Annotated in this window: 12 protein-coding genes; 10 read left to right on the top strand and 2 right to left on the bottom strand. The window is 65.8% G+C overall.

What is annotated here, in order from left to right; all coding sequences use genetic code 11:
- Window positions 1–48 precede the first annotated feature (48 nt).
- The 7 genes from pstC to QUW25_RS05720 are packed head-to-tail and all read left to right on the top strand — an operon-like array spanning window position 49 to window position 6,356.
- A complete protein-coding gene (pstC, locus tag QUW25_RS05690; RefSeq protein ID WP_289511253.1) occupies window positions 49–948 on the top strand; it encodes a phosphate ABC transporter permease subunit PstC in 900 nt (299 codons plus the stop codon).
- Window positions 941–1,867, top strand: a complete 927-nt coding sequence (gene pstA, locus QUW25_RS05695) for a phosphate ABC transporter permease PstA (protein ID WP_289511254.1) — start codon at window positions 941–943, stop codon at window positions 1,865–1,867. The genes pstC and pstA overlap by 8 nt, the downstream gene beginning before the upstream one ends.
- Complete coding sequence (locus QUW25_RS05700) at window positions 1,864–2,670, top strand: phosphate ABC transporter ATP-binding protein (protein ID WP_289511255.1); 807 nt, start codon at window positions 1,864–1,866, stop codon at window positions 2,668–2,670. The genes pstA and QUW25_RS05700 overlap by 4 nt, the downstream gene beginning before the upstream one ends.
- Window positions 2,671–2,681: 11 nt before the next feature.
- Window positions 2,682–3,476 carry a phosphate ABC transporter ATP-binding protein PstB gene (gene pstB / locus QUW25_RS05705; protein ID WP_289511256.1) on the top strand — a complete coding sequence of 265 codons (795 nt, stop codon included), beginning with the start codon at window positions 2,682–2,684 and terminating at the stop codon, window positions 3,474–3,476.
- A complete protein-coding gene (locus QUW25_RS05710) occupies window positions 3,476–4,177 on the top strand; it encodes a phosphate signaling complex PhoU family protein (RefSeq protein WP_289511257.1) in 702 nt (233 codons plus the stop codon). The genes pstB and QUW25_RS05710 overlap by 1 nt, the downstream gene beginning before the upstream one ends.
- Before the next feature lie 29 nt (window positions 4,178–4,206).
- On the top strand, window positions 4,207–4,908 hold the full coding sequence (locus tag QUW25_RS05715) for a response regulator transcription factor (RefSeq protein WP_289511258.1): 702 nt from the start codon (window positions 4,207–4,209) through the stop codon (window positions 4,906–4,908).
- 56 nt (window positions 4,909–4,964) lie between these two features.
- A complete protein-coding gene (locus QUW25_RS05720; protein WP_289511259.1) occupies window positions 4,965–6,356 on the top strand; it encodes a sensor histidine kinase in 1,392 nt (463 codons plus the stop codon).
- A 388-nt stretch (window positions 6,357–6,744) separates the two neighbouring features.
- Here the strand turns inward: QUW25_RS05720 and QUW25_RS05725 are convergent, their stop codons facing one another.
- The gene (locus QUW25_RS05725) at window positions 6,745–8,235 is read right to left on the bottom strand and encodes an alpha/beta fold hydrolase (RefSeq protein ID WP_289511260.1); all 1,491 of its coding nucleotides are present in this window, start codon (window positions 8,233–8,235) and stop codon (window positions 6,745–6,747) included.
- Window positions 8,236–8,686: 451 nt separating this feature from the next.
- Window positions 8,687–10,708 carry a class I tRNA ligase family protein gene (locus QUW25_RS05730; protein WP_289511261.1) on the bottom strand — a complete coding sequence of 674 codons (2,022 nt, stop codon included), beginning with the start codon at window positions 10,706–10,708 and terminating at the stop codon, window positions 8,687–8,689.
- 69 nt (window positions 10,709–10,777) lie between these two features.
- Between QUW25_RS05730 and QUW25_RS05735 the strand changes: the two genes are divergently transcribed.
- The 3 genes from QUW25_RS05735 (at window position 10,778) to QUW25_RS05745 (ending at window position 13,197) form a co-directional block, all read left to right on the top strand.
- On the top strand, window positions 10,778–11,323 hold the full coding sequence (locus QUW25_RS05735) for a DUF3267 domain-containing protein (RefSeq protein WP_289511262.1): 546 nt from the start codon (window positions 10,778–10,780) through the stop codon (window positions 11,321–11,323).
- 187 nt (window positions 11,324–11,510) lie between these two features.
- The gene (locus tag QUW25_RS05740) at window positions 11,511–12,095 is read left to right on the top strand and encodes an epoxyqueuosine reductase QueH (protein ID WP_289511263.1); all 585 of its coding nucleotides are present in this window, start codon (window positions 11,511–11,513) and stop codon (window positions 12,093–12,095) included.
- Between the two features lie 127 nt (window positions 12,096–12,222).
- Window positions 12,223–13,197, top strand: coding sequence for a magnesium transporter CorA family protein (locus QUW25_RS05745; protein WP_289511264.1), 975 nt, complete (start codon window positions 12,223–12,225; stop codon window positions 13,195–13,197).
- Window positions 13,198–13,201 lie beyond the last annotated feature (4 nt).

Genomic DNA, 13,201 nt, shown 5'->3' on the forward strand with positions numbered 1-13,201 from the left:
CCAAGCGCGGGGGCGCCGCCGTACTCTTGACGAGAAAGGCTCCTCCATATGGCAAACCTCATGCCCAAGCGGAGGCTCGAGAACATCGGCTTGGGAATCACGGGCTTCTGCGTCGCGCTCGTCGCGCTCGTCGTGATCACGCTCATCTTCATGGTGGCCCAGCAGGGCCTCACCACGTTCTTCGTTGACGGCCTGAACCCAATCGACTTCTTCTTCGGCCAGAACTGGATTCCCGAGCAGGAACGCTACGGCGCGCTGCCCATGATCGTGGGCTCCTTTGCCGTCACGCTGCTCTCCACCCTCTTTGCCCTGCCCATCGCCATCGGCTCCGCGATCTTTGTCGTGGAGGTGGCGCCCTCGTTTGGCCGCCGCGTCTTCCAGCCGTTCATCGAGCTTCTCGTGGGCATCCCGTCAGTTGTCTACGGCGTCCTGGGCCTCTACGTGGTCAACACGTTCGTGAAGGCGATCTTCGGCGATGCCGCGCCCACCGGCGCCGGCATCCTCTCCGGCTCGATCGTGCTCGCCATCATGATCTTGCCGACGATCACCACGCTCTCGATGGACGCGCTGCGCGCCGTGCCCAACCAGTACCGCGAGGGCTCCTATGCCCTGGGCTGCACGCGTTGGCAGACGGTCTGGCACGTGGTGCTCAAGAGCGCCCTGCCCTCGCTCATGACGGCCGTCATCCTGGGCATGACCCGCGCCTTCGGCGAGACGCTCGCCGTCCAGATGGTCATCGGCGGCGTTGAGCGCTCGATGCCCATGGGCCTTCTCGACCCGGCCTCCACGCTCACGGCGGCGCTCACGGCCGGCCTCTCCAACGCGGTCTCCGGCTCGGTCTACTACCACGCGCTGTGGTCGCTCGGTCTGATCCTTCTCGTCATGTCGCTCGTCTTCATCATGATCATCCACCTCATCGGCAGGAAGGGGGCAAAGGCCAATGGCTAGCGAGAACAGTCGCGCGCTCTCCCTGGACGAGCACGTCAGGCGGATCAACTCCCAGGACAAGGTCGCAACGGGCGTCCTCACCGTCATCGTGGGCCTGGTCATGCTGCTCGTCGTGGCGATCATCGCCTACATCCTCGTCCGTGGCGCCGGTCGCGCGCTCACGCCCGGGTTCCTCACCAACCCGTATAACGACGAGGCGGTACCCGGCATCATCTACCAGCTGTGGGACTCCTTCTACATGCTGATCGTGACGCTCGTCATCTCGGTGCCCATCTCGCTGGGCGCGGCCATCTTCCTCGTTGAGTACGCGCCGGACAACTGGGTCACCTCCGCGGCCAAGACCGCCATCGAGACGCTCTCCTCGCTTCCCTCGATCGTGGTGGGCATGTTCGGCTCGCTCTTCTTTGTGGTGACGCTGGGCTGGGGCATCTCCATCCTCGCCGGCGCGTGCGCGCTCACGATGTTCAACATCCCCATCCTGGTCCGTACCATCCAGCAGGCGCTCGAGGACGTCCCACGCAGCCAGCGCGACGCCGCGCTCGCCATGGGCCTCACGCGCTGGGAGACCACGATCAACGTCCTTCTCCCCGCCGCCATGCCCGCCATCGTGACCGGCATCGTGCTCTCCGCAGGCCGCGTCTTTGGTGAGGCCGCCGCGCTCATCTTCACCGCCGGCTCCGCGCCCGCGCGCCTCAACTTTGCGTCGGTGAACTTCCTGAGCCCCACCAACCCCTTCAACATCTTCCGCCCGGCCTGCTCGCTCGCCGTTTACATCTGGCGACTCACCTCCGAGCCCACGGCCGGCTCCACGGAGATCGTCTGGGGCACCGCGACGGTCCTTCTTGCCTGCGTGCTCCTGTTCAACCTGCTTGCCCGCCTGCTCGGCAAGCTCCTCTCGAGGAGGCTGACCGCAGAATGACAGACACCACCACCCAGGCCATGGTCGCAGGTAAGAAGAGCGCCTCGCTGCTCACCACGCATGACGTGACCGTCACCTATGACCTTACGCACGAGGCCCTGCACAAGACTTCGCTCACCTTTGATAAGGGGCAGGTCACGGCTCTCATCGGACCGTCCGGCTGTGGCAAGTCCACGTTCCTGCGCTGCCTCAACCTCATGAACCGCGAGATTCCTCGCTGCTCCATCGGCGGAGAGATCCTCTATCACGGGCACAACATCAACACGCCCAAGGAGAACCTCTTTGAGCTGCGCAAGTCCATCGGCATGGTCTTCCAGCAGCCCACGCCCTTCCGCAAGTCCATCCGCGAGAACATCCTCTTTGCGCCCAAGAAGCACGGTCGCGTGAAGTCGCGCGAGGAGGAGGACGAGCTCGTGGAGACGTCGCTCAGGCAGGCGGCGCTCTGGGACGAGGTCAAGGACAAGCTGCGCCAGTCCGCGCACGCGCTCTCGGGCGGCCAGCAGCAGCGCCTCTGTATCGCGCGCACGCTTGCCATGAAGCCGGACGTGGTCCTCTTTGACGAGCCCTGCTCCGCGCTCGACCCCATCTCCACCTTTGCTATCGAGGAGACCATCCGCGACATTGCCTCGACGGGCATCTGCGAGATCATCGTCACGCACAACATGGAGCAGGCCACGCGCGTCTCGGACCGCACCGCCTTCTTCTACGTGGGCGACATGGTGGAGACGGGCTCCACGCAGCAGATCTTCTCCGATCCGCACGACCAGCGCCTGGTCGACTACCTTACGGGCCGCTTTGGCTGATGGGAGGCACCATGGAAACAGATAACACCCAAAACGCCCATCGCAGCATAAGCGGCGTGGAGACGGCCATCACCGTGCGCGACTTCAACCTCTGGTACGGGGACTTCCAGGCCCTCAAGGGCGTCAACCTGGAGATTCCCAAGAACCGCGCCACGGCCTTCATCGGACCGTCGGGCTGCGGCAAGTCCACGCTGCTGCGCACCTTCAACCGCATGTGCGACTTCGTGGAGTCCGTGAAGACCGAGGGCACGATCGAGTTTGGCGGCAAGGACATCTTCCAGATGGACTCCAACGCGCTGCGCGTCTACGTGGGCATGGTCTTCCAGCACCCCAACCCGTTCCCAATGAGCATCCGCGAGAACATCCTCTACGGGCCCAAGCGCCAGCGCCGCATCTCCAAGTCCGAGGGCGACGAGATCTGCGAGCGCTGCCTTACCCGCGCGGCCCTCTGGGACGAGGTCAAGGACGACCTCAACAAGAGCGGACTGGGCCTCTCCGGCGGCCAGCAGCAGCGCCTCTGCATCGCGCGCGCCCTTGCCACCGACCCGGACATCCTGCTCATGGACGAGCCCACCTCGGCGCTCGACCCCATCTCCACGAGCATGGTGGAGCAGCTCATGAGCGAGCTTGCCACCGACCACACCGTGGTCGTCGTGACCCACAACATGCAGCAGGCCGCACGCGTGGCGGACAAGACCGCCTTCTTCTACTTGGGTGAGCTCATCGAGGAGGGTCCCACGCGCGACCTTTTTGCCAACCCCACCCAGCAGCGCACGCAAGAGTATCTCTCAGGGAGGTTCAGCTAATGGTCATCAGCACCCGCACCAAGTTCACCGACCAGCTCAACGAGGTCGAGGGCCTTGTCCGCCGCTTTGGCGAGAAGACCGTGGCGGACGTTCGCGCCGCCGGTCTTGCCGTGACCGGCGACAAGGGCGCCGCCGAGGGCGTCATGGAGGGCCGCAAGGCGGAGGACCGCCTGCGCTCCGCGATTGAGAACACCTGCCTTGACATCATGCTGCTCCAGCAGCCGCTCATCGGCGTTGACCTGCGCTTTGTTACCGGCTCCTTCCGCATGGTGAGCGACCTTTCCCACATTGATTCCATGACGCGCGACGCGGTCTTCCTCGCCGAGGAGATTCCCGCCAAGGCGGCCAAGAAGCTCGAGAAGGAGTTCACGACGCTCTCCGCGTATGCGGCCAACATGGTCAACAAGGCCGTCGACGCCTTCTGCACCACCGACGTGGAGATGGCCCAGCAGGTCATGGAGGCCGACACCGCGGTGAATGACCTCTATGCCGAGGCCGAGGAGAAGCTCGTGGGCCTCATCCGCGACGGCAAGTCCTCCGCGCAGTACCTGCCCGAGCTCCTCATGGTTGCCAAGTACTTTGAGCGCATGGGAGACCTTGCCAAGCGCATCGCCGCGTGGGCGGTCTTCCGCGCGACCGGAGAGCACACCGTTGCCGAGAAGGAGAGCCAGCGTCTGGTTCAGCTCGGCTCCGAGGAGTAGGCGCTCGTAGTAAGATTTGTCCAGTCACCATGATTGAGAGGGAGTGCGACGTGGTCTACTACGTCGAGGATGACAAGAACATCCGCGAGCTCACGGTCTACGCGCTTGGCCAGGGCGGCATCGACGCCCGTGGCTGTGCTGACGACGCCGAGTTTCGCCGTGCCTGTGCCGAGCGCAAGCCCGACGCCGTCCTTCTTGACATCATGCTGCCGGACACAGACGGCCTTGAGATCCTCGCTCGGCTGAGAAGGACGCCGGGCATGGAGAACGTGCCCGTCATGATGCTCACCGCAAAGGACACCGAGCTCGATACCGTGAAGGCGCTCGACTCCGGTGCGGACGACTACCTCGCCAAGCCCTTTGGCATGATGGAGATGGTGAGCCGCACCCGTGCCCTGCTGCGCCGTGCCGGCCGTGCCTCCGCCACCGGCGACGAGCCCGTGGCGCTGGTCGCCGGCGACGTGACCCTCTGGCCCGACCGCCGCGAGGTCACCGTGGACGGGCGCGAGGTCCAGCTCACGATGCGCGAGTTTGACCTGCTCGAGTTTCTCATGCGCTCGCCTGGCGTGGTCTTCTCGCGCGAGACGCTGCTCCAGCGCGTCTGGGGCTGGGACTTTGACGGCGGCTCGCGCACCGTGGACGTTCACGTCCAGCAGATCCGCGCCAAGCTCGGCGACTCCTCGGACCTTATCGAGACCGTCCGCGGCGTTGGCTACCGCGTCCGCGGCTAACACGTGATTTCATGACAAAGGTGACAGGGTAGTTTGTCAGGTTTTGAGGAGGCTGATTGGTCAGGGAGCCGGGTGCAAAGGGTTCGCTCTCACGGCGCGTCTTTCTCGCTCTTGTTGCGGCGTGCGCGGTCGTTGCCATTGTGGTGACGGCCGCCGCGTCGCTCCTCTATCAGTCGGCGTTTCTCGAGGACGAGCGCGAGCAGCTGGCGGGGGAGTGCCGCACCGTGGCCTCGCTTCTGAACCTCACCGACGACGATGCGACGCTGCTCTCCCTGCTTGATTTTGACGAAACGCGCGTGACCCTTATAGCCGCCGACGGAACCGTCACCTACGACGGCCTGGCGGACGCGTCCACGATGGAGAACCACGCCGACCGTCCCGAGGTGATCGACGCGCTGGCAACGGGCTCGGGGTCCTCCGACCGTCCGAGTGAAACGGCCGGCTACGTGAGCCTCTACGAGGCAGTGCGTCTGGAGGATGGCGAGGTCATCCGCCTCTCCGTTGACCGTGCGAGCGTGGTCACCTTCCTCATGCAGGACTTTGTCGTTCTCGCCGGGCTTGCCGTGGTGGTGGTTGCCGTGAGCTGGCTCATCTCGCGCCGACTTTCCCAGCGCTTTGTGCGGCCCATCCTCGCGATCGATCCCGCCTCAGGTGACGGCGTTGCCCCCTACGAGGAGCTCGACCCGCTGGTGAGCCGTCTGAACGAGCAGCACAAGGAGCTCGTCCAGCGCATGAACGCGATCCAGGACGCGGCGGACATGCGCCGCGACTTCACGGCAAACGTGACGCACGAGCTCAAGACGCCCATCGCCTCCATCCAGGGTGCCGCGGAGCTCATCCGCGACGGCATCGCGCGGCCCGAGGACGTCAAGAACTTTGCGGGGCGCATCTACAGGGACGCCCACCGCCTCTCGCTGCTGGTGAGCGACATCCTCACGCTCTCGCGCCTCGACGAGTCCGAGCGCTCGGGAGACCGCGAGGTCTTTGGCGTGGCGGAGCGCGTGGACCTTCTGTCGGTGGCGGGTGACGCGGTTGAGCGCCTGCGGGTCCGCGCGCGGCAGAAGTATGACGTCACCATCTCGCTCTCTGGCGTCTCCACGCTCCTCATGGGCAACGCGCGCCTGCTCGACGAGCTCGTGAGCAACCTCATCGAGAACGCCATCCGCTACAACAAGCCTGGCGGGAAGGTCTTTGTCTGGGTGCTGCCTCAGGGAGGGCGGCCCTGCCTGCGCGTGAGCGACACGGGCATCGGCATTCCGGAGGAGGCGCAGGGCAAGGTCTTCGAGCGCTTCTATCGCGTGGACAAGGGCCGCAGCCGCGACATGGGCGGCACGGGCCTGGGCCTTGCCATCGTCAAGCATGCGGCCACCTACCACGGCGCGGACATCCGCCTGGACAGCCGTGTGGGCGAGGGAACCACGATCACGGTGACGTTCCCCAAGCAGTAGGGAGCGGGCTGCGGGCTGCGGGCGACAATCGGACGGTTTTCCGGCAGAAACCGTCCGCGCGCCGCCCGTACTTCTCGGTTCCCTGTTCCGGCACTTTCTCCGAGTTTTGGGCAAAATATTTGATGGGCTTGCGCCCGAAGGGGCCCTGGATATCAAAAGTGTTGCCCAAAACCCGTGAGAAACGTGTCTTGTGGCGCAAACCTGCGATCTCCGAGCGACTTCGTCAGGGAGCAATATAAAACCTTTTGCCCAAAACCTGCCAAAAGGCTTGGAAAACGGCATAACGAGAAGCGCGCGGACCACTGTCAGCGCAAAACTTCCTAAAGCGTGCAGGCCAGCCGCGGTTTCACGGCAAGAAGGACCGCGCGGCGAGAAGAACCTGCGCCCCCTAGACCTCAAGCTCCCAGAGGTTGGACCAGCCGGGGAGCGGCAGCCCCGGGTAGGGGAGCCAAATGGGGCGGTAGCGCGTGAAGCCGCGGCTCGCATAGAGCGCGTTGGCGGGCACGTTTGCGGTGCTCGAACTGATGCGCACCGCCTTTGCCCCCAGCTCGCGCGCCGCCTGGATTCCCGCGGCAAGAAGCGCGTCCGCCACGTGACGCCCGCGCGCCGCGGGGTCGACGGCCAGAAGGTGCCAGCTCGCCACGTCCTTCTTTGCGCAGCGCTTCCAGCTGGGCCCGCCAAGTCCGGTGCCGTGGCCGGGCGCGCGCCCGTTGCCCACGTCGGCGTTTCCGTCTACGGCCACGGCGCCCAGGAGCGCGGCATCGTCCGCGGGGCGACCGTCGCGCACCGCGTCGGCCTCGAACACGCCCCAGTACGAGCCGGCGGCAAGCAGCTCCGCCACCCGTCCCGCGGGCGGCCACACGTCCTGAACCCACCCTGAGGTGCCGGGCTCGGCGTCCACGCGGCGGTACAGCCCGTCGAGCTTCTCGGCCCAAAGCCCGGAGACCGGGATGCGGCAAAACGCCAGGTCAGACGGGGGCTCGATGGGGCGTTCCTCATGGCACTCGTCATTTCTCGCCACGCAGGCCAGAAGCTCGCGCGCTACGGCGGCGGGCGCCATCTTGGGGAGGTTGTGGTCGATCCCGGGCTCCACCACCTTGATCGCGCCGGGAATGGCGGCCACGATGCGGTTGGTCTCCTCGGGCAGGATCTCGTCGAACTCGCCGACCATCACCGTGACGGGGCAGTCAATGCCCGCAAGCGACGAGGCCTCGATCTGGGGGTTGTCAACCATGAGCTGCAGGAGCTCGGCGATGCGGGCGGACTCGGCGGGGGAGGGCACCGGCGTCCCGTCCTCGAGCGCGGCGCCCTCGTAGCCCTCCTCGGCCCAGCGGCGGTTCTCGGCGGCGGCAAAGGCCATCCAGTCCGTGTCCTCCTTCGGGAGCCCCGCGGGCGTGAGGTTGGCGCCAAGGGCCGTGAGGGAGAGCACGTGCGCTCCCCAGTCTCGCGCGAGGAGAAGCCCCAGGATGCCGCCGTCAGAGAAGCCCAGCACGTGGACGAGCGAGACGCCCAGGCGCGCGCAGACCTCGATGGCGTCGGCCGCCATGAGCTCGTAGGTGAGCGGCGCGCTGCCGCGCGTGGAGGCGCCCTGGGCGCGCGAGTCAACGGCGATGACGGAGCGGCCGCTCGAGCACACCGCGTCGATCACGGGGCCAAAGATGCCGTGCTCCTCGCCGTTGCCGTGCAGCATGAGCACGGGCGGGACCGCGAGGTTTATGCCGTAGGGCGTGCCCGGCGCGTCGGTCACACCCGCGGGAGCGTACGTCCACGCCACAATGGTGGCGCCGTCCGGCATCGGGCACTCCACGCGCGCCGCGAGCGGCGTCTGCGGCAGCGCGTACGGACGCGGTACGTGCACGGGCGGGAACTCAACTGGCATGGCGCTTCTCCATCCTCGAGGCGGCAGTGTCTCCATCATAGCCGCGCGCCGGGCGCGCGTGCCTGACTCGTGGCGGCGGCGCAGGACATCGAATTCTCCGACTCAAATCCGGATTTGAGCAAACGACGCGCTCAAATGCTGGATTTGAGCGTCAGCGCCTCAAGCCGAGGTCCTTCTCGGCGACAAAAGCCCAGCTGGCGAGAAGGACAGTCGTGTCCGAGCCCTAATTTCTCGGCCCCCGCGACGCCACTGGCACTCAATTCCAAGATTTGGGCGCAGCGTTTGCTCAAATCCGGATTTGGGTCTGCGGCGCGTCGCCCTTTTAAAACTCACTTGAGATCGATAAGGACCTCGGGCTGTCACAGGTCGCCTTCTGGCGGCAAGGTTGTTGCACGCAATCGCCCCGCGGGCCTACGGGCCTGCGGGGCGACCGGGACTGGGCTCGGGCGAGCTACTTACCCTTGACCTGCGACGGGTGCTTCTCGAAGAAGTCAAAGCGCGGCGGCAGCGGCACGATGGCGTGCTGCTCGGGCGTCTCGCCACAGGCCGCCGCCAGCTCGACAGGCCCCTCGAAGGCGTGCTCCCACGAGAAGAAGACGTCGGGCGAGAAGCCCATGTGCTCGCAGATCTTCTCGCAGCCCGCGGGCACGGCGGGGTGCATGAGCAGCGCCGTCGTGCGCAGCGCCACAAAGGCGTCGGCAAGGGCGGCCTCGTAGGCGGCGTCGTCGCCCTTGGCGGCCTTGGAGGCGTCGTCCCAGCGCTTGTTGGCCGCGCGGGCAAACTCCTCCGCCACGCCAAGCGCGCCGTGGGCGTCAAAGCCGTGTGCCAGGCGCTCAAACTCGAGCACCGCCTCGCGCGCGGCCTCCACGGCCTCGGCCGAGGGTGCGGCAACGGGCAGGTGCGCGTCGCACACGTTGGCGGCGCCGTAGAAGCACGAGCGCGCCAGGCGGTTGAAGATGTTGGTGAGGAAGGCGCTCTCCTTGAGGGCGGGGTCAACCACGCGCGGGTCGTCGCGTACGAGCACGTCCTCGCCGGTCTTCTTGTCCTTGTGGCTGACGGAGGTGTCAAACGCCTTGGGGTTGAAGGAGACGGCCTTCTGGTCCAGGCCCAGCGAGAGCCAGTGCGCGCGCAGCTGCTCGGGGGTGTAGTGCTCCAGCAGCTCGGCGGCCATGGGCGGCGCGATCTTGCCGGAGCTCGAGGCCTTCTTGTTCATGAACAGGATGTGGTAGTTGGCCACGGGGACGTCCTGCGTGAGGCCCCAGCCCAGCGCCTCCCAGAGCGCCGGCTGCGCCACGCAGTAGAAGTAGATGTTGTCCTGGCCAATGAACTGGTAGACGCGCGCGTCCTCCGAGCACCACCAGTCGTGCCAGTCGCGGCTGGAGTAGCGGCCCTCCTCGGCGAGGCCCAGCGCCGTCTGCGTGAAGGAGATGGGCGCCCACAGGCTCTCCGGCCACACCCATACCGTGAGGCCGGAGCTTCCCTCAAGCTCGGGCGCGGGAACGCCCCACTCGATGTTGCCGGTGATGCGCAGCGGCAGCAGGCACTTGCCCGTGCGGAAGCGCACGCCCGCGGCATCGAGGACCTCGCGGGCATCGTCGCGCGCCTCCCAGCCAGAGAACGTGAGCGAGAAGGACTGCTGGCCCTTCTCTGCCTCCGTGAGCGTGTGCTCGGGGAGCTTGTCCGCAACGGCGTCGTAGGCCTCGCGGAACTTGGTCTGGACGTAGATCACGGGATCGACGAGGCTCTCGCGCACGGTCTTGGTGACCACGGCGCGCACCTGCGGGTCAACGTCCCACTCGTCCATGAGGCGCTCGAGCTCCTCCCGGAAGGCCGGCAGGTCGAAGTACCAGTTGTCAACCGGGCGCAGCTCGGGCGTGGTGCCGGTGAGCTGCGAGACGGGCGCGATGAGCTCCTCGGGGTCAAACTGGTGGCCGAGGTCGCACTCGTCTGCGTAGGCCTTCTCGGACTTGCAGCCGCGCACGGGGCAGCGGCCCTGGACCTGGCGACCGTTGAGGAAGGTGCCGGCCTCCACGTCATAGAACTGGCGCGTGGTGCGGCGGTGCAGGTAGCCACGCTCGTGGAGGCGGCGGATCAGCTCGTCGGTGAGGCGGGCGTGGACGTTGCGCGCGGGCTCCAGGCCAGATCCGGCAAAGAGGTCGAGCGAGATGCCGTAGGCGTCAAGCGCGGCCTTCTGCGCGTCGTGGTTGGCGCGCACGTAGTCCTCGATCGTGCCTGTGTAGCCCTCGTTCTCGACCTTCTTGCGAAAGCCCTCGGCGATGGGGGAGCCGTAGCAGTCCGTTCCGGAGACAAAGAGCACGTTCTCGGGCCCAATGCGGTCGCGGAGGAACCGCGCAAAGAAGTCGGCGGGCACAAAGACGCCGCCAATGTGGCCAAAGTGCAGGTTCTTGTTGCCGTAGGGCATGCCGCCGGTGATGACGGCGCGCTTGGGAAAGCTCGGGCGATTCTCGGGCATGGACGCTCCTTACGGGACGGTTTCAGCTGTTCTATTTTGGCACTTATCGGTATGGGGTACCATGACCACATGCAAAAGATAACTGACATAGACATTCTTGGCGACAAGGACGTGCAGCTGCGGGTCACCCGTCTCTCGCTGGCGTTTCTTGTGGTGACGTTGGCTGCGGCCGCGCTTCTTGCCGTCTGCGGCGCGCTCGAGCACGTTGACGTGGGGTGGTGGTGGGTTGCCCTTGCGCTGGGCGTCGTCGTGGCGCTTCCCGCCCACGAGCTCGTTCACGGGGCGGCGTTCAAGCTGCTCTGCCCGGGATGCCGTGTGAGCTTTGGCTTTCAGGACGCCTTCCTCTACACCAAGACTGACGGGGCGGTTGCCGCACGAGGGCACATGGTTGCGGTGCTGCTTGCGCCGGCGGTGCTGGTGACGGCGGCACTGGCGGCGGGTGCTCTTGCGTTTGGGTGCCCTGTGCTCGCGGTTCTTCTCGCCGGGGTGCATCTCTCCGGCTGTGCGGGGGACCTGCTGATGAGCGCGGCCGCGCTTAACGAGCCGCGCTGCACGCATGTCGTGGACACGGAGACGGGAATTGCCCTGCTTTCCGATGTCTTTGAGGGGGCCTGATGATGTTGTGTGTGGTTTTGAGAAGGTACCCTAAGTACTACCTGATAGATCGCAATTGTCTACCTGCGGCTTTGTGGCGTGAAATCCGTTCATACTCTGCCTCCCCCTCAAAACTGACACACAACCGGTCCGCCCTCTGAAGAACCTCCAAGACTTGGCTCAAACACAACGATGTGATGGGATTTGCGTGAAACCACTGCTCCTACATGCCTGCTGCGGCCCGTGCTCGCTCGAGCCGGTGAGGCTGCTGCGCGAGGAGGGCTTTGAGCCCACAATCTGCTGGACCAACCCCAACATCCAGCCCGTTGCCGAGTGGCAGCGTCGCCTTGACACGCTGCGCGCCTGGGCTGCCGACGTGGCGCACGTGGACGTGATCGTGGCGGGGGACGACCGCGCGGTCTGGGAGCGCGCCGCGGCGCCCGCGGGCTTTGACCGGGAGCGTCGCTGCCGGGCCTGCTACGCGCTGCGACTGGCAGAGGCCTGCCGCGTTGGTCGCGAGCGGGGCTTTGAGTATGTGTCCACGACGCTCGCTGTTTCCCCGTACCAGCTCTTTGATGCCTGCGGGGAGATTCTGCGCTCCGTGGCGCCGCGCTATGGACTGACCCCCGTGTGGCGCGACTTCCGCCCGTTCTACCCCGAGGCCACGCGCGAGTCCCGCGAGCTGGGGATGTACCGTCAGAACTACTGCGGGTGCCGCTTCTCCGCCGCCGAGGCCGCCATCGAGCGCCACAACGCCCGCGACGCCCGCAAGCAGTCAAAACGGGGCGCGTGACTGCTTTCAGGTTGCTTTTACATGTAAGGATTTGACAAGGCCGGGAACGTCTCGCCGACCTTCTCGGCCGTTTGGGCTACCGTGATGGGGCCCAACGGGACCACGAGAGCGCAAAGGATGGTGGAAGATGATCGAGTGCCTGCTGACCGGTGCAAATGGAACCATGGAGAGCGTGGAGACCCCCAGTCCGGGGTGCTGGGTCAACGTTGTTGCGCCGTCCTCCGAGGAGCGCGCGTGGCTCGAGGGCGAGCTCGGCGTCCTGCCGGAGTTCGTGCGCTCCGCCCTCGACGAGGAGGAGACCTCGCGCATCGACTACGATGACGACGCGCACCAGATCTTCGTCATCGTGGACTATCCCGTCGTGGACGAGGAGGGCACCGGCGTGCGCGCCTCCCTGCCGCTCCAGTACGACACCATGCCGCTCACCATGGTCTTTCTCCCCGAGAAGAGCCTCTTTGTGACAATCTCCATCAGGGAGAACGAGGTGGTGCGCGACCTCAAGGACGGTCGAGTCCGTGGCGTGGACACCCGCTATCGCACGCGCTTCCTGCTGCAGATGCTGCTGCACATTTCGCAGCTCTACCTCGTCTACCTGCGACGCATTGATCGCCTCTCGTCCAACACCGAGGCGCGCCTTCACGCATCCGTGCGAAACGAGGAGCTCATCCAGATGCTCAAGCTCGAGAAGTCCCTCGTGTACTTCTCCACCTCGCTCAAGTCCGACGAGGTGACGCTCAACAAGATCATGCAGGGCCGCATCATCCCGCTCTACGAGGACGACCAGGACCTGCTGGAGGACGTGCTCGTTGAGATCCACCAGGCCATCGAGATGGCAAACATCTACGCCGGCACGCTCTCCGGCACCATGGACGCCTTTGCGAGCATCATCTCCAACAACCTCAACATCGTGATGAAGGTCCTCTCCGTCATCACGATCGTCATGGCCATCCCCAACATTATCTTTGGCTTCTACGGCATGAACGTGGACCTGCCCTTTGACGGGGTGCCGCTGCTCGACAACTGGGCGTTCCCGCTGCTTCTGGCCGCGGCAGGCTGCCTGGTTGCCGCGTGGATCTTCAAGCGCAAGGGCATGTGGCACTAGGCGA

The organism is Thermophilibacter provencensis, assembly GCF_030372065.1.
GTDB classification, from domain to species: Bacteria; Actinomycetota; Coriobacteriia; order Coriobacteriales; family Atopobiaceae; genus Thermophilibacter; species Thermophilibacter provencensis_A.